Annotated in this window: 17 protein-coding genes; 9 read left to right on the top strand and 8 right to left on the bottom strand. The window is 51.2% G+C overall.

The genetic code is table 11. The features are described 5' to 3' along the window. Nucleotides 1-5: 5 nt before the first annotated feature. Entirely contained in the window at nucleotides 6-608 is a 603-nt protein-coding gene (locus tag ACS18Q_RS05400; RefSeq protein WP_158107223.1) for a glutathione S-transferase, read from the bottom strand. A 346-nt stretch (nucleotides 609-954) separates the two neighbouring features. On the opposite strand from ACS18Q_RS05400, the gene ACS18Q_RS05395 reads away from it, so the two are divergent. Beyond that, entirely contained in the window at nucleotides 955-2,490 is a 1,536-nt protein-coding gene (locus ACS18Q_RS05395; RefSeq protein ID WP_417869438.1) for an EAL domain-containing protein, read from the top strand. 41 nt (nucleotides 2,491-2,531) lie between these two features. Here ACS18Q_RS05395 and ACS18Q_RS05390 read toward each other — a convergent pair whose 3' ends face one another. The 3 genes from ACS18Q_RS05390 to ACS18Q_RS05380 form a co-directional block, all read right to left on the bottom strand. Next, a complete protein-coding gene (locus ACS18Q_RS05390; protein WP_395211897.1) occupies nucleotides 2,532-4,181 on the bottom strand; it encodes a methyl-accepting chemotaxis protein in 1,650 nt (549 codons plus the stop codon). 379 nt (nucleotides 4,182-4,560) lie between these two features. After that, nucleotides 4,561-4,740: a hypothetical protein gene (locus tag ACS18Q_RS05385; RefSeq protein WP_441257496.1), complete on the bottom strand. Its 180-nt coding sequence runs from the start codon at nucleotides 4,738-4,740 to the stop codon at nucleotides 4,561-4,563. Nucleotides 4,741-4,946: 206 nt separating this feature from the next. After that, a complete protein-coding gene (locus ACS18Q_RS05380; RefSeq protein ID WP_172562088.1) occupies nucleotides 4,947-5,870 on the bottom strand; it encodes a LysR family transcriptional regulator in 924 nt (307 codons plus the stop codon). A 101-nt stretch (nucleotides 5,871-5,971) separates the two neighbouring features. On the opposite strand from ACS18Q_RS05380, the gene ACS18Q_RS05375 reads away from it, so the two are divergent. The 8 genes from ACS18Q_RS05375 to ACS18Q_RS05340 all read left to right on the top strand — a co-directional run bounded on the left by ACS18Q_RS05375 (nucleotide 5,972) and on the right by ACS18Q_RS05340 (nucleotide 15,943). Further along, a complete protein-coding gene (locus ACS18Q_RS05375) occupies nucleotides 5,972-6,427 on the top strand; it encodes a nuclear transport factor 2 family protein (RefSeq protein WP_014205329.1) in 456 nt (151 codons plus the stop codon). A gap of 165 nt (nucleotides 6,428-6,592) precedes the next feature. Further along, a complete protein-coding gene (locus tag ACS18Q_RS05370; RefSeq protein ID WP_004726349.1) occupies nucleotides 6,593-7,015 on the top strand; it encodes a VOC family protein in 423 nt (140 codons plus the stop codon). A gap of 230 nt (nucleotides 7,016-7,245) precedes the next feature. Further along, entirely contained in the window at nucleotides 7,246-7,821 is a 576-nt protein-coding gene (locus ACS18Q_RS05365) for an NADPH-dependent FMN reductase (RefSeq protein ID WP_004726350.1), read from the top strand. Nucleotides 7,822-8,071: 250 nt separating this feature from the next. Beyond that, complete coding sequence (locus tag ACS18Q_RS05360; RefSeq protein ID WP_004726351.1) at nucleotides 8,072-9,667, top strand: ABC-F family ATPase; 1,596 nt, start codon at nucleotides 8,072-8,074, stop codon at nucleotides 9,665-9,667. A gap of 531 nt (nucleotides 9,668-10,198) precedes the next feature. Then, entirely contained in the window at nucleotides 10,199-12,544 is a 2,346-nt protein-coding gene (locus ACS18Q_RS05355; protein WP_158140918.1) for a YgiQ family radical SAM protein, read from the top strand. A gap of 387 nt (nucleotides 12,545-12,931) precedes the next feature. Then, a complete protein-coding gene (locus tag ACS18Q_RS05350; protein ID WP_286280370.1) occupies nucleotides 12,932-14,326 on the top strand; it encodes an MFS transporter in 1,395 nt (464 codons plus the stop codon). Nucleotides 14,327-14,337: 11 nt separating this feature from the next. Beyond that, on the top strand, nucleotides 14,338-15,276 hold the full coding sequence (locus ACS18Q_RS05345) for a glycoside hydrolase family 43 protein (RefSeq protein WP_158140919.1): 939 nt from the start codon (nucleotides 14,338-14,340) through the stop codon (nucleotides 15,274-15,276). 106 nt (nucleotides 15,277-15,382) lie between these two features. Further along, entirely contained in the window at nucleotides 15,383-15,943 is a 561-nt protein-coding gene (locus tag ACS18Q_RS05340) for a sugar O-acetyltransferase (protein ID WP_014205333.1), read from the top strand. 111 nt (nucleotides 15,944-16,054) lie between these two features. Here ACS18Q_RS05340 and ACS18Q_RS05335 read toward each other — a convergent pair whose 3' ends face one another. From ACS18Q_RS05335 to ACS18Q_RS05320, 4 genes are all read right to left on the bottom strand, one after another. Next, nucleotides 16,055-16,870: a sugar phosphate isomerase/epimerase family protein gene (locus ACS18Q_RS05335; RefSeq protein ID WP_441257495.1), complete on the bottom strand. Its 816-nt coding sequence runs from the start codon at nucleotides 16,868-16,870 to the stop codon at nucleotides 16,055-16,057. Beyond that, a complete protein-coding gene (locus tag ACS18Q_RS05330; protein ID WP_441257494.1) occupies nucleotides 16,870-18,585 on the bottom strand; it encodes an FAD-dependent oxidoreductase in 1,716 nt (571 codons plus the stop codon). Before ACS18Q_RS05330 ends, ACS18Q_RS05335 begins: the two co-directional genes overlap by 1 nt. 330 nt (nucleotides 18,586-18,915) lie before the next feature. Then, the gene (gene serC, locus ACS18Q_RS05325) at nucleotides 18,916-20,010 is read right to left on the bottom strand and encodes a 3-phosphoserine/phosphohydroxythreonine transaminase (protein ID WP_014205334.1); all 1,095 of its coding nucleotides are present in this window, start codon (nucleotides 20,008-20,010) and stop codon (nucleotides 18,916-18,918) included. Between the two features lie 119 nt (nucleotides 20,011-20,129). Beyond that, the gene (locus tag ACS18Q_RS05320; RefSeq protein WP_154181001.1) at nucleotides 20,130-21,401 is read right to left on the bottom strand and encodes a DUF945 family protein; all 1,272 of its coding nucleotides are present in this window, start codon (nucleotides 21,399-21,401) and stop codon (nucleotides 20,130-20,132) included. Nucleotides 21,402-21,547: the final 146 nt, after the last annotated feature.

Raw genomic sequence — 21,547 nt, 5'->3', positions numbered from 1 at the left:
GCCACCTATTTGGCATCTTCCCAACGCAATGCTTCAACCACCGCATCTTTAGTCAGCGGCCATTCGAGCAAACTTTGTTGGTACTCACCCGCCTTCCCTTCTAGCGCCACGCCGTAACTTTGCAGGCGAAACGCCAACACCGCATAAAACGTATCCACCACGCCCGCCTCTTCAAACATAAACGGCAGTTGCGCCTGAGCAAATACCGCAGTCGCGCGGGCAATGTCAGCTTCCAGCTCCGGCGTCGGCTCGGTGAGGGGCTCAACCGGTTCGAGGCTAAACGGGCACAAGCGACGCAACGCCATAAACCCCGAGTGCATTTCAGCACACAAACTGCGTGCTACCGCCCGTTGCAGTGCATCACGCGGATAGAGCGCGCCATCAGCCAGTTCATTGAAGTATTCGGCAATCGCCAAGGAGTCGTGAATCACAGTACCATCCACAGTCAACGCCGGAACCAATCCAGACGGTGACTGCACCGAGAGCTGCTTTTTGTAATCCGAGCCCGACAAATCGATCACGCTCACATCCAGCTCAACCTTTGCCAAACGGCTGCACATCCACGCGCGCAGCGACCATGTAGACCCCGTACCCACTAACATTTCCATTTGATTTCCTTATGTTCTGGTCAATTTCCACTCACTCAACATACGAGATAAATGGCTTAAAATCCATCGCTTCGCGCTCACCCATCCGCGTCATCGCCATCGCGATTGATTACGATTTACAACGCAACCATAACGCGCGATGATGCTACGCAGTTTTTAATTCGTTTTGATGACGTTATCGATTGAACCGAGAGAAGATTCGTCATGAAGATGACCTCGACATACTTTACTTCGATCACACTTTTTGTGATGAGCGCGCTCTGTAGCACGGAGAACGCACGGAATCAGTTACAGTATGAGTACTTGGGTTGTTTTTCGCGTCCACGCTGTTAAGGAATGAAAAATTTTGTTCAACACGTCTTCGACCAATTATCGCCAGTCCCGATTACACAAAGCGCGTTGGTACACGGGCCTGCTGTTTATCGTTTTGGCGCTCAGTTCAGTGCTGCTGGCTTATCAGTTGGTGGCGCGCCAAATTGCAGTGCAGGCACGAGACGAAGCGACCAATGTGTTGGAGCAATTGGATCATCTGTTTAGCCAACTCGATAGTGCAACGCAACATTTGGTGCCCAACCTCAACGATTCGTGCCAATCGCTCAAACCGTTGTTGATGGAAGAAATCTTAAAGATCCCCGGCGGCCTCACAGCAACCAAACCGCTCCATCTTGGTTACTGCAATTCACTACGCGGTTTTATGGATCGACTGCCGGTAACCGTGAACGGCCCCTCCGTCAGCCTTGATACCGGCGTGATTGAACCCGTGTCAGTGTACTATCGAAGCCAATCCTTGGTGTATGAGCTGTCAATGAACTACTTTCTGTATCAGCTCAAAATCAACCCCGAGTTTATTAAACCGACCCTGCTGCTGGCCGACAAAGAACTCACCACCGGCTACTCGCAATCGCGCCTGATCAAAGGCGAACTCTTCCCCTCGCCCAAATACAATTACGCCATGCGCATTCAGTACGATCAAACCATGTATTTTTGGGAACTGTTGCAGCGCGTGGTGTATTACTTGGTGATTCCGTTCACGCTCTATCTGTTTGCTTGCTATCAGTTTTATCGCTTTCTCTGTCAACCAGACCGCTTGGCGAGTGAGCTCGCGCGCGGCTTGGCCCACCAGCAATTTAAACCGTATATTCAGCCGATTTTTGATTGCGGCGGCAGCTTAGTTGGTGGCGAAATTTTAGTGCGCTGGCATCACCCCACCCGCGGTGTCATTGGCCCGTATGAATTTATATCCATTCTTGAACGCGGCGGTTTATCCCACAAACTGACCGAGTCATTGATGGAGCAAACCGCCTTGCAACTGGCACCGTACACCAAAGCGCTGCCGGATGGCTTTCACCTCTCGTTTAACATCAGTGCCGAGCAGCTCACCGACAGTAAAATTGTCCAATGCTGTCACCGTTTTCGTCAGGTGGTGGACACGCACCACATGCAGCTCATTTTGGAGCTGACTGAACGCGAACAGGCGATTGAAGCGGTGGAGTTGATGGATATCTATCAAGCCTTGAAAGCCGAAAACGTGCTGATTTCCATTGATGATTTTGGCACCGGCCATTCGAGCCTGATCTACTTTCAAATGTTTAAAGCCGACTACCTGAAGATTGATAAGAGCTTTGTCGATTTAATTGGCGAGAATGAACTGTCGAATCACATCGTAAACAACGTGCTCGATCTAGCGCGTCGCTTAAACATTCCGACGGTCGCCGAAGGGGTTGAACGCCCAGAGCAGTTGCAATATCTGACCGTACACGGCGTTGATTTTTTCCAAGGGTATCTGTTTAGCACGCCCATCACCTTGGATGATTTTATTGAAGATTACTGCCAGCCTGACTCCTTCGCTTCGGCAAAACGTTTCCCTGATTTTGAGATTTAAAAAAGGCGCATCATGCGCCTTTTTGCTGAGTTCATACGCCATTAGACTAAGCGAAATTGCCCGACCAGTTTGTCCAACTGCGACGACAGTTTTTGCAGGCTCGCGCTGGATTGATTGAGCTGACCCGCAATGTCCGTGGTTTGCATCGTCAGTTGGTTGATGTCTTCCACGTTGCGGTTAATGTCTTCCACCACACTGGCCTGCTCTTCTGTGGCGGTTGCCACCTGAATATTCTGATCACTGATTTGATCAATATGCCCATTGATTTGCTCGAGTGAATCATTGGCTTTGTTGGCGTACTCGACCACCTGCACGCTTTTTTCTCGGCCTTTTTCCATCACGGTCACAGCCCGTTTCGATTCCGCCTGCAATTTGTCGATCACTTCTTGAATCTCTTCCGTCGATGCCGCCGAGCGGCTCGCCAGCGTGCGCACTTCGTCAGCAACCACCGCAAAACCACGCCCTTGCTCACCGGCACGCGCCGCTTCAATCGCCGCATTCAGCGCCAGCAAATTGGTTTGGTCAGAAATACTGCGAATGGTATCAAGCGTTGAACTGATCGCATTGATTTGACTCGCCAGCGCTTCGACCACGCCAGTGGCTTGTTGCAGCTCATTCGATAGCTCCGTAATACGCAGCTGCGCTTGGTTCACCACGTCACGACCATCTGCCGAGCGATGGGTCGCTTCACGCGCCACTTCTGCCGCTTGTGCAGCGTTTGATGCAATTTCGTTTACCGTCGCGCCCAACTCATGAATGGCGGTGGCGACTTGCACGGTGCGATCTCGCTGCGCAACGCAGTTATTTTGCGTATGATGCGCCTGATCCGCCACGTTATCCGACATGGTGGCCAAGTCACGTGCGCTCTTCGCCACTTGGTCAATCGAGGCGTGTACTTTCTCAATAAACTGGTTAAAGCTCACACCAATGTCAGTCAGCTCATCCTTACCGTCCATGTTGATGCGCGTATTGAGCGACAGATTTTTCGCCGCCTCGCCGATGGTTTCGCGCAGAAACGTGACGCGGTTACGCAGGTTGGCCACGATGAACCAAGAGGTCAAAATCGAAATCACAATCGACCCGATGATGATCAGGATGCTGCTGTTCTGCCCGGCTTTAAAGCTGCTCACACTATTGTCGTTGCGGCGTTCCGCCTGAGCCAACAGCGCATCCAAAATATCATTGGCCCCTTTACGCATCACACCGTAAGTCTTGGCGTATTGATCGCGATAAATGCGTTGTGCGCTGGCCATATCGCCGCGATCAAACGCGTCCAACATGGGGTTGAGATCGGTTTTCACCATGGTTTCGAACTGATCGAGCAACCGCTGCGCCTGCTGTTTCATTTCGGGATTGAGCTGTGCTTCCACCGCCATTTTCATGGTTTGACGCATTTCAGGAATGTCTTCGTTGCGCGCTTCCTGCACGCGGGTTTTCACCCCTTTTTCATCACGCAGCGGCGTCTCTTGCAGCAGCATCATGTCGATGCCTACCCGCATACGCGGAATGCGTGAAGCCGCTTCGGCCATCGCGCGCAGCGGGGCTGCGGTATTGAGGTACAATTTCTGCGATTGAAACTGCATGCTCGACATCGTATTGAGGCTGGTCAATCCGGTGAACACCAACGCGAGGCACGGAATGGCCACCGCGACGATGAGCCGGGTTTTCAGGGTCAGGTTATTGATGAACATAGTGCGTTCCTTTTGTGCAGGCTGATTTTTTGCTCATCCTCAAATGCAGGAGATGGCTGTTATGGATTGTCTAGGCGACCCGATTGAATCAACGCTTGAGTTCAATCCCGTGAACGAAATAACATTGATTCAAACTGAGAGAGCGGTTCCAACACCCCATGAAAACATGGGCATGACTGACAATCGAGGCAGCGACACACCTGACCAGCAGATGGCCTGCCAACCTTTCAAGAATAGACCTGAGTGAGCGTCACGTCGCCCCGACGCAAAAAAACGCGCAGCAAACGTGAGCTAGAGAAGATTTTAGCGGCCGCAACCCTCGCCTTGTGGCGGCGGCATGGGCTTGAATAGCGCGTCCAACCGGCGTGAACGCGTGGTTTTATCGACCTGATTCTGAGGATGGCTCGGACGCTTGACCCTCTCGTTTCGGTTTACGAGGCATAAAGAAGCCACACGCAACACGCTTAGCTTGCGTGGGTTGTTCCCAAGCACCACACATATCCTGCGGATTATTGGCCGTGCGGGTAAACTGACGGCATTGACCACAATATTCACTCATCCTTGATTCTCCTGATTCGATGTCCAAGTGCGGTGACGCGCCATCCAACGTGGTCATCGCTTATCCGCACACCCTTTGATATAGCATGCTGCCCACACAACGATCTTGTTCTGCATCAGGGATTTAGCAGTTGTGCCGACGGGGATTACACACGCATTCCATCGTTTCAGAAGGGACTTCCTAAAGGTGCTTTCTAAAGCGACTTTCTAAAGCTGATAGACCGATGTTGGCTGTTCGGCCGCCGCCACCAGCGCATCAATCACCACCCGTTGTCTCGGTTTCAAGTAACGCGACCGGGGCCATACGGCATGAATCGGCATTTCCGCCCCAGCATAATCGTCAAGAATCGTCACCAATGCGCCCGAAGCAAGGTGTTCATTGATGAGCCACGTCGGCAACTGCGAGACGCCCATACCATCGAGCACCGCCGACAACATGGCATCCCCATCACTGAAGCAATACCGTCCATGTACCACTTGCGTAAAACTGTCGCCATTGGCGCGTCGGAACAACCACGCCGGTTGATTGCTGCGCTGTCCGCCGACAATACAATCGTGCTCTGTCAACTCCGTCACCAGTTTGGGCGTACCTTTCTTTTTCAAGTAATCGGGGCTTGCGCACACAACCAATCGCTGGCGCCCCAAACGGCGGGCTATCAAATCGGCATCATCTGCCAGTGCGCCGATACGCACCACCAGATCCACCCCTTCATCCACCAAATTGATGCGCTTTTCACTAAATGCCACCGACAGATCCAAATTGGGGTGCGCTTTAGTAAGCTCCAACAGCAAAGGCATCACATGTCGGCGACCAAATGCAGCGGGTAAATGAATGTTTAAGTTGCCCGAAACGTGAACGCTCCCGGCCACCACGCCATGTTCCAGGCTGTCAATTTCATCGAGAATCGCAATCCAGCCATCAAAATAACGCTGTCCTTCGGGGGTCGGCGTCAGGCTGCGCGTGGTGCGATGCAGTAACTTGGTTCCGAGTTTTTTCTCCAGTCGGGTGACGCTTTTGCCCACTGCTGAACCAGTTAAGCCAAGGCGCTCCCCTGCTGCGGTAAAGGAACCGGTCCGCAGCGTTTCAACATATTCGATCACGCCCGAAAATTGCGTTTCATTGAGCTTCATTATGGAACCACAGGATGAAATAATTGGAATATAAACTGTATTATCATTTTTCATTAAGTCAATACAATGACCTCCTATGATCAATAATGTTGTGGAGAATCATGATGACAACCCCCGAAAAACGCATCAATGACTTACTTGATCGCGAAGAAATTCGTCAACTAAGATTGCGCTATAGCCAACTGCTAGACGGTGGAGAAGCAGAGAAAATGGGCGAGGTGTTTACTGACGATGCTGAAGTGACGGTCACGGTGGGCTCAATGAAAGGTTTGGACGCCATCAAACGCGGCTTGAGCGAGGCCTATCACACCTTTGACACCCAACACCGTGAACATTTTCCGTTTGTGCATGCCGTGACCAACCACAGTATCACCTTGGTGGATGAGAACCACGCCCACGGCAGTTGCTACTTATTGGACTTCGTCACCGACAGAGCCGCCTCGCAACATCCGTTCTTGCTGTTGGGCCATTACGTCGATCACTATGTGCGCATCCACGGAGAATGGCGCATTGCCCACACCGCGTTGGATGTCGTGTGGCCGCAAGAATCCCGCTAATTTGTTTCACGTGCGCGCGAACATCACCAGCTACATCAAGCGAACATCCCTGTCGATACGCGGTGAGGAATACAGCAAACGCGTGACTTTTCAGTGTGTTTTGGGGCGATTTCAGTTAAGGTGTGGCACCGAAAATCCCACCGCTTAACCCCATAAGGGAATCGCATGAAACAATCGATTATTCACATCAGCTTAGTGGTTCGTGATTACGACGAAGCACTGGATTTCTACCTCAATAAGCTCAAGTTCGAATTGGTGGAAGATACCTATCAACCGGAACAAGACAAACGTTGGGTCGTGGTGTCGCCTCCGGGTTCACAAGGCGCCACGTTGCTGCTGGCCAAAGCGTCGAAACCAGAGCAGCTGCCTTCGATCGGCAACCAAACTGGCGGGCGCGTTTTTCTGTTCCTCAATACCGATGACTTCTGGCGCGATTACCATCGCATGGTCGAAGATGGCATTCAGTTCGTTCGTCCTCCGATGGAAGCCGACTACGGCACCGTGGCGGTGTTTGAAGATTTGTACGGGAATCTATGGGACCTGCTGCAAATGAACGACACGCATCCGATGGCGAAACGTTCTCACTGATTGAAGCGCGTATCGCGACTTACCCATTTGCGCCCTGCGTAAATGGAGAGAGTGCTCGTCCTACACTAGACTTACTCCCGATACTCCGTATTTGTCGCGGTTAACCTTACAGGCAACCCGGCGCCATGATGCGGAGTGCAGACTTGTTGTTCCATCGTCTCATCGCCGCAGTCACATCGCATCAGTCACTTCGCACCGGTGTGCAGTGACTGTGGCTATCAGGAGTTCCTATGACCCAATACAAAATCGGCTATTTCGTCGGGAGTTTGTCGTCGACCTCCATCAATCGCAAACTGGCGCATGCACTCGCCAAGTTGGCGCCCCCCGAGCTCGACTTGGTGGAAATTCCCATCAAAGATTTGCCGTTATATAGCCAAGATTACGATGCCAATTATCCGGACGTGGCCCAAGCCTTCAAACAGGCAATTGCCGATTGCGACGGCTTATTGTTTGTGACCCCCGAGTTCAACCGCTCAATTCCCGGATGCTTGAAAAATGCCATCGACTGGGCAAGCCGCCCGTGGGGGCAAAACTCATTTGCCAGCAAACCTTCCGGCGTTATCGGCACTTCGCCCGGCGCGATTGGCACCGCCGTGGCTCAAAGCCAGTTGCGCAGCGTGCTCTGTTTTTGCAATTCTCCGTTGATGAATACCGTTGAAGCCTATCTGCAATATCACGATGGCATGATCGACGACGATGACAATGTCACCACCGAGCGAACCAAAGCGTTTTTGGAAAACTACATGAACGAACTGCATCAATTTGTGGTGCGCGTGCTCACGGTGTTACCTCGCCAAAAGGGATAGCAAAATCACCGCCCATTCCCAATGCGTGAACGTAATCATCATCGAGTTTGCAGGCCGATTCACGTTAAGTTGAACGATCGTGGGTGATGTTAATCACAAAAACTGTTATCATGCGCGGCTTTGAAAGTTGGCCTCGGCCAACTTTTTACTTATTGACGATGCCCACTCGACCTTGAAGCCATGCCGACTGCCCCGCAGCCGCAGGATCACTTCACGTCGGAACGGGCAGACCAACAACTTGGAATGCCTTGTGTTAACGACTGCAAACATCACCATGCAATTTGGCGATAAGCCATTGTTTGAAAACATCTCGATTAAATTTGGTAATGGCAACCGTTACGGCCTGATTGGTGCCAACGGTTGTGGTAAATCCACATTTATGAAAATTCTTAGCGGCGAACTGGAGCCATCAGCAGGCTCGGTTTCAACCGATCCAAACGAGCGCATGGCTAAACTGGGTCAGGATCAGTTCGCGTTTGAAGAGTTCACGGTGGTGGACACAGTGATCATGGGTCACAAAGAGTTGTGGAAGGTCAAAGAAGAACGTGACCGCATTTACGCGCTGCCAGAAATGACCGACGAAGACGGCATGCGTGTTGGCGACTTGGAAACTGAATTCGCAGAAATGGACGGCTACTCCGCCGAAGCGCGCGCGGGTGAACTGTTGCTGGGCTTGGGCATTCCTGAAGCGCAACATTTCGGCCTGATGAGCGAGATCGCACCGGGTCTGAAACTACGTGTATTGCTGGCGCAGGTGCTGTTCGCAGAACCAGAAATCATGCTGCTCGACGAACCAACCAACAACCTGGACATGCACACCATCGCATGGCTGGAGCAAACGTTGCTGGCACGTAACTGCACCATGATCATTATCTCGCACGACCGTCACTTCCTGAACACCGTGTGTACCCACATGGCAGATTTGGATTACGGTGAACTGCGTCTGTTCCACGGTAACTACGACGAATACATGATCGCAGCTGAACAAGCGCGTGATCGTCTGCAAGCCGACAACGCGAAGAAGAAAGCTCAAATTGCTGAGCTGCAAACCTTCGTTAGCCGCTTCTCTGCAAACGCATCTAAAGCCAAACAGGCCACTTCTCGTCAGAAACAGCTGGATAAAATCCAACTCGAAGAAGTGAAACCGTCAAGCCGTCAGTCACCATTCATCCGTTTCGATCAGAAGAAAGAGCTGTTCCGTAACGCGCTGGAAGTGGAAGGTTTGAAACAGGGTTACGGCGAAAACATCCTGATCAACAACGTCAACCTGATGGTTGAAGTGGGTGAACGTATCGCGATCATCGGCGAGAACGGTATCGGTAAATCCACTACACTCAACACGCTGGCAGGTGTAATGGAGCCGATGGCGGGTATGATCAAATGGTCTGAAAACAACAACATCGGTTTCTACGCTCAGGATCACGCGCATGATTTCGCAGAAGACATGTCGCTGCTAGATTGGATGAGCCAGTGGAAAAACGAAGGCGAAGACGAACAAACCGTGCGCGGTATTCTGGGTCGTATGCTGTTCTCACAAAATGACATCAAGAAATCGGTCAAAGTGATTTCGGGTGGTGAGCAAGGTCGTATGCTGTTTGGTAAACTGATCATGCAAAAACCAAACATCCTACTGATGGACGAACCGACCAACCACATGGATATGGAATCGATCGAAGCCTTGAACTTGGCGCTGGAAAACTACAAAGGCACGCTGCTGTTTGTATCTCACGACCGTCAGTTCGTCTCATCGATTGCGACACGCATCATCGAAATCACCAAAGATGGTGTGAACGACTTCCACGGCACTTACGATGAGTACCTGGCCAAACAAGGCCTGATTGGCTAATTCGCCACTCGGTTTTAAGCCAAAACGCTTGCTTAAAAGCCATCGCCTTTGCGATGGCTTTTTTATGTGCACCAACCGGTGAGAGCCTTCTCCCCCCAACGCGATATTCAACGCGGACGCCCGCTCAACCACGCCGTAAAGTTTTTGGTGATCCATCACAGAAATTGAGCGACACCGCCGAGAACGTGATACACTCCACCGCTATTTTGTTTGGCTGCTTTTTTCACCTAGTATTACTGCAGGCAGAAAGGTCACACAACGACGGTCAACGGTGATGGAACGGCATCGAAGCCAACAAAACGGAGCGGAAAACGGAAGTTGGACGCTCGTCATACGCGTAAATAACGCCAGCGGGAAGCGACAAGCGTGAGGCGAACCTGAGTGATGAAGATCAGGAAGACTCTAGCGCGCAAGCATATCGGGTGTTGAGTGAAAGACCGCACAACAGAAGCCGGGCGTCAGCCTAGGCGAAATAATAATGGTTCGAACGCCACTCAGCCCCTTCAGTAAAGTGAGCACCTTTTTAAACTTATGAATACACCAAAGATTAACGAATACAAGAAATACTGGGCCGAGTGTTTTGGCACTGCCCCATTCCTGCCAACATCGCGTCAAGAGATGCAGGCGCTGGGCTGGGACAGCTGCGACATCATCATCGTCACAGGCGATGCGTATGTCGATCACCCGAGCTTCGGTATGGCGATCATTGGCCGCTTGCTGGAGTCGCAAGGATTCCGCGTCGGCATCATCGCGCAGCCGGAATGGAACAGCAAAGAGGCGTTTACGACGTTAGGGAAACCGAATCTGTTCTTTGGCGTCACCGCTGGCAACATGGACTCCATGATCAACCGTTACACGTCTGATAAAAAGCTGCGCCACGACGATGCGTACACGCCCAACAACGAAGGCGGTAAACGTCCAGACCGTGCCACGCTGGTGTATTCACAACGCTGCCGCGAAGCATACAAAGACGTGCCGATTGTGCTAGGTGGCATTGAAGCCAGCCTGCGTCGCGTCGCGCACTACGATTACTGGTCAGACAAAGTTCGCCGTTCCGTGCTGTTTGATGCCAAAGCCGACATCCTGCTGTTTGGTAACGCCGAGCGCGCACTGGTGGAAGTGGCGCATCGCCTCGCCAACGGGGAAAGCATCAGCGAGATGACCAACGTGCGCGGCACGGCTGTTAACCTGCCTGCGGCGCCAGAAAGCTTCACTATCATCGACTCATCACGCATTGATAAGCCAAGCAAACCGTTCGTCCCTACCAACCCGTACGAAGTGGAAACCCAGTGCGAAACCGGTAAAAAAGACGAAGCAGAAGCCAAACCGATCACCATTCGTCCTTCTCGCCACGATGCCAAGACGACTGCGGTGCGTCTGCCCTCTTACGAGAAGCTACAAAACGACCGGATTCTGTATGCACACGCCAGCCGTGTGTTGCACCTAGAAACCAACCCGTATTCTGGCCGCGCGCTGATTCAAAGCCACGGCAACCGTGAATTGTGGGTAAACCAAGCACCAATTCCACTCTCGACAGAAGAGATGGATTTCGTGTTCGACTTGCCTTACGCCCGTGTACCACACCCGATGTATGGCAAAGCGAAGATCCCGGCTTACGACATGATCAAGACCTCAGTCAACATCATGCGTGGCTGTTTTGGTGGCTGCTCTTTCTGTTCGATCACCGAACACGAAGGCCGCATCATTCAAAACCGTTCGAAAGAGTCGATCATCAACGAACTGAAAGAGATTCGTGACAAGGTTCCGGGCTTTACCGGCACCATTTCAGATTTGGGTGGCCCAACGGCCAACATGTACCGCCTTGGCTGTTCAGATCCGAAAGCAGAAGCGAACTGTCGCCGTCCGTCGTGCGTGTTCCCGGGCATCTGTCACAAGCTCAATACCGATCACAAGCACACCATCGACCTGTATCGTGATGCACGTAAAGTCGACGGTATTAAGAAGATCATGATCGCCTCAGGCGTGCGTTACGATCTGGCCATTGAGTCTCCGGAGTACATCAAAGAACTGGTCACGCACCACGTGGGTGGTTACCTGAAGATTGCACCGGAACATACCGAAAAATCGCCGCTGGATCTGATGATGAAACCGGGCATGGGAACCTACGACCGCTTCAAAGAGCTGTTTGAGAAATACAGCGCCGAAGCGGGCAAGAAGCAGTACCTGATCCCGTACTTCATCTCCGCGCACCCGGGCACAGAAGATGAAGACATGCTCAATCTGGCGCTGTGGCTCAAGAAGAACAACTACGAGTGTGACCAAGTTCAGAACTTCTACCCATCACCGATGTGTAACGCGACCGCGATGTATCACTCCGAAGTGAACCCGCTGAAACGCGTGAAGTACAAAAAACGTGAAGACGTCGCGGTGCCTAAAGGCGACCGTCAGCGCCGCCTGCACAAAGCACTGCTGCGTTACCACGATCCTGCCAACTGGCCGTTGATCCGCGAAGCGCTGATCAACATGGGTAAAAAGCACCTGATCGGCGACAAACCGGGCTGTTTGGTGCCATCAGAAGATGGTGAAAAACTGACGCCGGCCCAACGCCGTAAATCGGGTCGCCATGGTTCGAACCGTTTTGCAACCAAGCATACGATGTCACAGCCGGGCTTTGATGCGCTGCGTGGTGGTAAATCCAATGGCCAACGCTCTGGCCAAGGCAAATCCAATGGTCAATCTGGCGGACAAGCCAAGCCGGGAGCGCATGGAAAACCCGCAAGCAACCCAAACAAGCCAGGCCAAAACGGGAAACCGAATGGCAATGGCCGCCCCAACACCTCAGGACAAGGACAAAATCGCACTCGTCCCGGAGGCAAAGGGAAAGCGCAAGGTCGTCATAGCCAACGCGCATCATGAGATGAAAAAAACCGCCAACACTGGCGGTTTTTTTATCACTATCATTTCTTAATTCAGCACCCTAAATTAAAAACCATAAATTGAACCTATATTTCAAATTGAATTCGTCAGATTTTCATTAAAATTTAAATATGTGACATTGTACGAACGATTGATACTCCCGCCCAGAAAAACACAAAATCTCTCTATAGACCATGGATAATATCGCTACCAGCTTAGCGACAGCCTCAAACCCATGAAGCGCTGGAATAACAACCAAACATAACCAGTTTCGCTAAAGACATGTACAAATCTGCTGGATAATTCTTTTCATGAGAACTCTAACAGCGACCGAAGATGAATCACTTTAAGGTAATTCACAGTTGTTCATCGACGGAAGAGAATACAATGTATAAATATAAGCTGCCTGTATTAGAGAAAGTGGGGTTCGGGGCCGGTGATATGGCCGTTAACGTCGTAATTTCCTCTATGATGTTAATTATTACCTTCTTTTACACCGATATCTTTGGCATCAAACCGCAAGATCTCGCGATGTTGTTCATTGTCGTGCGTCTAATCGATGCGGTGACCGATCCATTGATGGGTATGCTGACTGATAAAATCAAAACGCGTTGGGGACGCTACCGCCCTTACATGCTGTTTTTGGCTGTGCCATTTGGCTTGTCAGTTTACTTGGCGTTCAGCACGCCAGACGCCGACTACAACAGCAAACTGATCTACGCCTACGCGACTTACATTCTGGTCACCATCATGTTTACCGCGGTGACTATTCCGTACATCTCGCTCATCAGCGTGTTGACCGATGACCCGAAAGAACGCTTGTCTGCCAATGGCTACCGCTTGTTCTTCGCCAAGATCGCAGCGTTTCTGGTCACCATCATTGTGCCGCAACTGTCTGCGTATTGGGGCCAAGACAACATTCAGTTAGGTTACCAATACTCCATGGGACTGATGGGCCTCATGGGCACGCTGTTATTCCTGTTCTGCTTTGCGACCACCAAAGAGCGCATCGAACACAAAGTCGAGCAAACTAATTTTGTTCAGCAAGTGAAACTGTTAGTCAAAAATGACCAATGGTTGATCCTGTGTGCGGTGTGTGTCACCGGTACAGTCGGCTACGTGATTCGTGGTTCAGTGGCCGCTTATTATGCCAAATACTATCTTGGCGGTGACGCTGGCACCATCTCAGCCTTCTTGGCGACCGGTGTGGTGGCTGCGATTCTGGCAATGGTTGCATCCACGTGGATCACCAAGTTCTACTGTAAAGTTAAACTGTTCCGCTACAGCCAAATTGCGGTGCTATTTCTGAGCGCACTACTTTATCTGACTGTCGGTCGTGGCGACTTTGCGTTGGCCTTCATCCTCTATTTCTTGGTGTCATTTGTGGTGGACTTGCATGCCCCTGTGTTTTGGTCAGCCATTGCCGAAGCCGTCGATTACGGCACCTACAAAACTGGCCAACGCGTTTCTGGCCTTGCCTTTGGCGGCATCTCTTTCTGCCAAAAATTTGGGATGGGGATCGCGGGGGCCATTGTGGGCTGGCTACTCACCACCTTCGAATACGTCCCCAACCAAGATCAATCTGATTTCACACTGACCGGTATCGCGCTGATGTTGACGGTGATCCCGGGCTTGTTCCACTTCCTGATGGGCGCTTTCATGTTCAAGTACAAAGTGACGGACCGTTACTACCACTCCATCACCGCAACCAACATTCTTGAACAAGAAGAAAACCTCAGCGAAGTGAAGACTCATATACCTGTTAAAGGCCAGGCAAATTAAGGTTAAGTAAGATGCAAGAACTCATCAATCCAATTATTGAACAGCGTGCTGATCCACATATCACCAAGCACAGTGATGGCTACTATTACTTCACGGCGTCTGTCCCCGAGTACGACCGCATTGAAATTCGCCGTGCCAAATCCATTGCTGAGCTGCGCACGACCAGTGAACTCATTAACGCTTGGTACAAACCCGACACAGGCCCATACAGCGACCTCATTTGGGCGCCGGAACTACATTTCATTGATGGCGCTTGGTATGTGTACTTTGCCGCAGCGCCGTCTCGAGCGATCGTTGACGGATTGTTTCAGCACCGCATGTATGCCATCTCCAACCACAACGCCAACCCCATCACCGACAATTGGGTATTTGAAGGGCAAATCGACACCGGCATGGACACATTCTGTCTGGATGCCACGTCGTTTAGCCATCAAGGGCGAAACTACTACGTTTGGGCGCAAAAAGAGAACGGCATTCGAGGCAACTCCAACCTTTACATTGCCGAGTTGGAAACGCCAACACAACTGAAAACCCAACCGCAACGGTTAACCATTCCCGAATTCGATTGGGAACAACGCGGGTTCTGGGTCAATGAAGGGCCATCGATATTGCATCGTCATGGCAAGTTCTGGATGACATATTCCGCCAGTGCAACCGATGAAAACTACTGCATGGGCTTACTCTGGGCCGATGAGAACAGCGACTTGCTCAACCCAGCAAGCTGGCATAAATCTGATCATCCCGTCTTTGCGACCAACTGGGAGAAAAAGGTGTACGGCCCAGGTCACAACAGCTTTACACAAGATGAAAACGGTCACGACTTGTTGGTTTACCACGCTCGTGATTATACCGAAATTGAAGGCGATCCACTGTGGGATCCAAACCGTCACACCCGCATCAAAGTGCTGACGTGGAAAGATGGCTTCCCACAATTTGGCGACGCCATCTAACCGACCGGGCAGAGGCCGCGTTTTACGCGCCCTCTGCTTTTCGATTCAACACATTTCCAACCATCAAGCAAACCATTGGATGAACAACATGAGTGCCCTTACCGATATGCGCGCTGGCGAGCGCTACTGGATCAACGACCCAGAACTGATCGAAATTCGAGATACAACGCGAGATTTGGCAGCTGAATACAATCAGCTGCCTCGACGAGACCGCGACCAACAACGTGCGATTTTGACCCAAATGTTTGCGGCGATTGGTGAAGATGTCCATATCGAAAAACAGATCAACATCGACTACGGCATCAACACCACGTTGGGCAGCCACGTGTTCATCAACTTCAACTTCACCCTACTCGACTGCGCGCCAGTCACCATTGGCAACCACGTGTTTATCGGCCCCAATGTGCAGGTCTACACCGCGCATCATCCGCTCGATTTTACGACCCGAGATGAACACATCGGTTGGGCAGAACCCGTTACGATTGGCAATCATGTGTGGATTGGCGGCAACTGTACCATCATGCCTGGCGTCACCATCGGCAACGGCGCGGTCATTGGTGCCGGCAGCGTTGTTACCAAAGATGTCCCACCCAATAGCCTGGCGTTCGGTCATCCATGCCGAGTCCACAAAACGCTCGGACAAGCACAACGCGAAGCAAACCATTAAACGTAAAAAGCCACCCATGCGGTGGCTTTCGTTTGTTTAACTACATGCAACGCAGATGGCTCGGCTAAGCACATGTCATCACACGAACTCAATCAGCGGCAATCCATCATGTCACACGTGCGCCGCGGTTGGATTCACCAATGCTTGAGCGCCGTTCAGGCACTGCAAAGCACACGCCCGCATTTCCGCTAGCGAATAGGGATTATCCATCTGCATCGGCACTTCCAACCCCATCGGAACGCCTTTTGGCATCGCATCAAGAATCGCTTGTAACGGAATCTGTCCTTGTCCCGGTGGCAATCGATCTTCGCGCGCGGTATGCAGTAATGCCTCGTGTTCGTAATGTTCGAGCCTTAACGCGTCACACAAATGCATAAACGGCAGCTTGTGCACCGGAATCGTGGTAAGTTGTTGCAACGAACTGTTAGAACGATCAAAATGCAGCGTGTCCACCAAAATCCCGACCGAATCGCCAGCGTCTTTTGTCACGGCGTACGCTGTGGCTAAATCAGGCACGTTGGTCCACGGGAAAAACTCAAGCACAACATTTAAATCATAGCTCGATGCTTTCTCCCCCAAATGCGCTAGTGAGTCCGCCAATCTCGAGAGATTTGGATCGTAAGGTGCAGTGATGATCTGCTTTGCACCCAATTGCGCACCAGCTTCAAGAAAAGGTTCCAAATCCTTGATGTCAAAGTTGGGCGTCATGCGAACAAACTCAATGTCATGGACGCCAATGCCCGTATTGGCCAGCGCCGCTTGCGTCGCTCTCATCATTCGCTTGTCCTCCATCAATGGATAGCCAGGCGAGTTATCGGTCACTTTAATGAGCCGTAGCCCCACAGCGTCGTAGCCAATATCGGCAGCCATTTCAATCATTTGATCCGGTGTAAGATGAATCACCGTGAGGTGTGCCAATGAAAACATCAGATTTTCTCCCTTAAATCCACTTCCCATGCCTTGATACCCGCCGCGTGACGCGCGGCCAAATAACCAAAAGTCAATGCCGGACCAAGGTTGATTCCACCCGCCGGATACTGCCCACCCATGACACTTGCCAAGTCACTACCCGCAGCATAAAGCCCAGGGATGATGTGCCCGTGAGCATCAATCACACAGCCGTCGCCATTACTTTTTAACCCGGCAAAAGTTCCGAAACTGCCTGCGATCACTCGCACCGCATAGAATGGCCCTTGCTCAATGGGCGCAATACAGGGATTAGGATGATGATTCGCATCCCCTTGCAATCGTGTATACGGCGTTTCTCCGCGATGAAAATGAGGGTCAACCCCCTGCTTGGCGTGTTGATTCCATTCGGCAATGGTGCGTTCCAATCCTATCGCATCAATACCTGCTTTGTGTGCCAATTCAGCAATACTGTCAGCTTGAATCAAATAACCATTTTTCACGTATTTTCCGACAGGCAACGGCGCCGGACGTGCAATACCCAAGCCATATCGACGCTGAAAGTGATGGTCACAAATCAACCAAGACTGTACCGCCTGCCCTTCTGGCGTGTTATCCATCATCTGCTTAACGTAGTCGTAATACCCCATCCCTTCGTTACAAAATCGGCGACCATCTTGCAAGACACCGATCAGCCCAGGTTTACCGCGATCAATAATGTGGGGGAACACACCTAACGACTCAGTCTTTGGCACCTGAGACACGGGGCACCATGCCCCCGCAGACGGATAATTGGCTTCTACCACTCCCCCTGCTTGTTCACCCAAGTTCAACCCATCTCCCGAGGCGGAAGGCACAGCTAACGATTGATGTTCAATGGCGTTTGGAAACAACTGTGCGATGCGTTGTGGATCATGAGCAAAGCCGCCGGTTGCCAGCACCACACCTTTGCGCGAAGTACAAACCATCCGCGTCCCCTGTGCGGTCACAAACTCAACCCCAGTGACTCGGCCATTGTGTTGAGTCAACGTCATGTCACGACAATCTGTGCAAAACGTCACCCCAAGATCCAGCGCAGAACGTAGTAAACGGGCTGCCAGAGAGAGTCCATTACGCAGTTGCATGCCTCGGCGGTAACACACGAGATCCAGTAAATGTTTGCTCACTCGTCGACTGACATAGATGAAGCTAGTCAATTGGCGGGTCACATTCATAAAATGCTTCAGATCGGTACCAGCTTGAATGGTCAAACCGTGAAACGTGGTCTCAGCCAGTGGCTGACGCAGGCGACGAATCCAGCGTCCGAGCCGACGACCATCGTAAGGTAATGCGATCACGGATCGCCCCCCTGTTCCCGCGCCCTCCTCCGAGCTATAGGTATCAGGGATATGTAACCCTGGCTCAAATTTCAACGCCGTTTTATGATGAAAAAATGCCACCATTTGTGGCGCCCCATGCAAAAAGGCACTCACTCGCTCTTGGTTGAACTGACCTTGAATCACGTTGCGTAAATAGGTTTCAACTTGCGCGTAGGAATAGCGAATACCATGCTCTGCGGCTAAATGGTTGCGTGGTGCCCAGATCCAGCCCCCTGACCATGCGGTTGTGCCACCAATCACATCGGCTTTTTCTACCACCAGCACATGGAGACCGTGATACGCGGCCGTCACCGCCGCCGACAAACCTGCCGCACCAGATCCCAATACAATCAGATCGTAGTTATGTTTCTGTGTCATTCCTCATTCCTCCACCAGCGTTTACGCTGCGATACAGGTGCATGAGGAGTACGGGACTGAGCAGCATCATATACCGCCTCCCTGAATACTCTTCTTTTCACCACTCTTCCTTGAATTGCGATTGCTATGACCGTGTTCGTCTTACGATAAAATGTTAGTGATTCGCACCCAGTGCGCTCACAGTGCATTTTCACTATAAAGGCAACGCAATCACCGCCACCAATTCAAAATCTGGCCATGCTATTGATTTTTGAGAACAACAGAAAAATAAAAAAAGCCCAGTGTCGCCACTGAGCTTTTGTATTGTGATGGGTGAGTTGTGCTTGAGAATTACGCGTATTGCGCTTCGAACTCTTTCATGAAATCAACCAACGCTTGAACGCCTTCCAGCGGCATTGCGTTGTAGATTGAAGCACGCATACCCCCCACGACGCGGTGACCTTTGAGCGAAGTCAAACCACGGGCTTCAGCCAATTCGAGGAAAGTGCCATCCAGTTCTGGTTTTGCCAATTGGAACGGAACGTTCATCAGCGAACGGTTGTCCGCGTGAATTTCGTTGCGGTAGAAGTCAGAAGAATCGATGTAACCGTACAGCAGCGCAGCTTTCTCGCGGTTCACTGCTTCAATCGCTTTGACGCCACCTTGCGCTTTCAGCCATTTGAACACGAGACCAGACAAGTACCACGCGAACGTTGGTGGGGTGTTGAACATCGAATCTTGTTCAGCCAAGATTTTGTAGTTCAGAATACTAGGAATGACATCGTTGGCTAAGCCCAACAGATCGTCACGTACGATAGCAATACAGATGCCCGCAGGACCGATATTTTTCTGAGCGCCCGCGTAAATCACGCCGTATTTCGCTACGTCGATTTCGCGCGAAAGAATCGTAGAAGACATATCAGCAACGATTGGCTTGTCAGTCACTGGCAGGTCGTTGATCTCAATCCCGTCGATGGTTTCGTTTGGACAGAAGTGAACGTAAGCGGAGCCCGCATCAATTTTCCATTCGCTCGCTGGCAGTACGGCCGTTTTGCCGTCTTTGTTGATTTTCGCGTCAAATACATCCGTGGTGCAGTATTTTTTCGCTTCTTTCACAGCGCTTGCTGCCCAGTAACCTGCGTCGATGTACGTCGCCTGAGTTTTGTCGCCCAGTAAGTTCAGTGGCACGGCCGCGAATTGTGCGCGCGCACCACCTTGGCAGAATAGAACTTTGTAGTTATCTGGAATGTTGAGAAGATCGCGTAAGTCTTGCTCCGCTTCTTTCGCAACTTGAATGAAAGGTTTGCTACGGTGACTGATTTCCATCACTGAAACGCCCAGATCGTTCCAGTTTACAAATTCAGCCTGTGCTTGTTGCATCACTGCTTTTGGCAACGCTGCGGGACCAGCACTAAAGTTAAAAACAGTGTCCGTATTCGGCTCCATGTGTTCTTTGCTCCTGCTATCGTAAATTAGTGTGATTAATACCACTTTTTTGACGGGATAAAAAGTGAGAAAAGAGGTCTGAAGACCTCTTTTCTTGAATAACTGATCAATTGAGCAGATTAATAACCTTGTTGCATCATTAACGGCATCAACAGCGCCACCAAGGGGATCTGCTGACCGTTGGCAAACACGAGATTGCCATCCTTCACATCCGCTTTAAGGTGATAGCCTTTTTCATCCTGTGTCGCCATATCCATCATCACCAGCTCGTCCACGCCTTGTTGCACAAACGGGTAATCGGCCGCCAATTGGGACGACACAAACGTGTTCAAATGACCCGTCAGCGCCGACAAAATCACGCTTGGGTCTTGCAGCACGTCATGAGTCCCCTCAGGGATCGCAAGCGCCCAATTCGAGTCAAACTCGCCGTCACCCACATTCAGCGCCATCTTGTTCATGCTGAGCTTAAACCCTTTGGCGAACAGTGTGTCGACGTACGGCAGTGCTTCTGAAATGGCTTGCTGTGACATGTCTGGATGGTTTTGATAGATATTGGACAGTTTTTCAAATGACAAACTGTCGACATCCCCCAAGGTGAAATCAATTTGCAGGTTGTTGACCGTACCGCTGTCGTTGACGAGCTGGCCAGCCATCACCCGGTGTTGGCTACTGAAACGCTGCTCGAGCTCATCTAAAGTAGAGGTAAAATCGTAACTCACGTTGTCCGCAGAAAGCGGCGATGCCCCTTGCGTGTCACGTGTGTCCAATTTTTCTAGCGTCAGTTTTTGTTGACCAATCCAGAATCCATTGACTTGTTTGCCATGGCCTTCACCAGCAAAATTGCTCATCTGCACCTTTTCGCCCGTCGAGAAGTCCATGTCGATCGATGGAATCGAGGCCGAATAGGTGATTTCACCCAGTGTCGTCGCCGTGCCGCTCAACGTCATCGGGGTGACCGACAACGTAAACGGCGTTTCGCCTTGGTTGACGTAATGCCACGCTTCGGTTGTCGCCGTGTACTCGGTATTGCCGTTCAGACGCGTGGTGCTGTTGATCACCATCGGGAAATCGGGGAACTGCGGGAACGTGGAGACAGACGTCAAGCTCAGCAACCCGTGGTGCACATCGCTATCCATGATGATTTCAGTCGGAAAACCTTCCGCTTCCATCTGTTGCTTCATTTTTGGATCCACGACCGTGTAACGGGTTTGTACCTTTGAGGATAAATAGCCGCGATCGTAACTGACTAACTCAGCCGTCACTTTATCGTTGCTGACGTGCGCCACGCCGTCGGTGATCACGCTCTGGCCGATTTGTCCAACGGCCAGCGGCCAACACAGCGCCAACGCAATAGCCCCACCCACTGCACCAATTCGTTTAATAGTTTGCATAATAAAAGGATTTCCTGATTGTTTGGCTCAGTCTACCGTAGTTATTCAACTGAGCTCAAGAGACGAGAGTCTAAACGATGATTGTCCGAGGTTAATGAGGAAAGTATGAGTTAAATCAGAGTATTGACGCCTGCATTGTCAAAGTT

Source organism: Vibrio sp. Vf1514, assembly GCF_052076135.1.
In the GTDB taxonomy this organism is placed as follows: Bacteria; Pseudomonadota; Gammaproteobacteria; order Enterobacterales; family Vibrionaceae; genus Vibrio; species Vibrio furnissii.
Note: the sequence above shows the minus strand (reverse complement) of the source record. Positions and strands in the feature narration are given on the sequence as shown.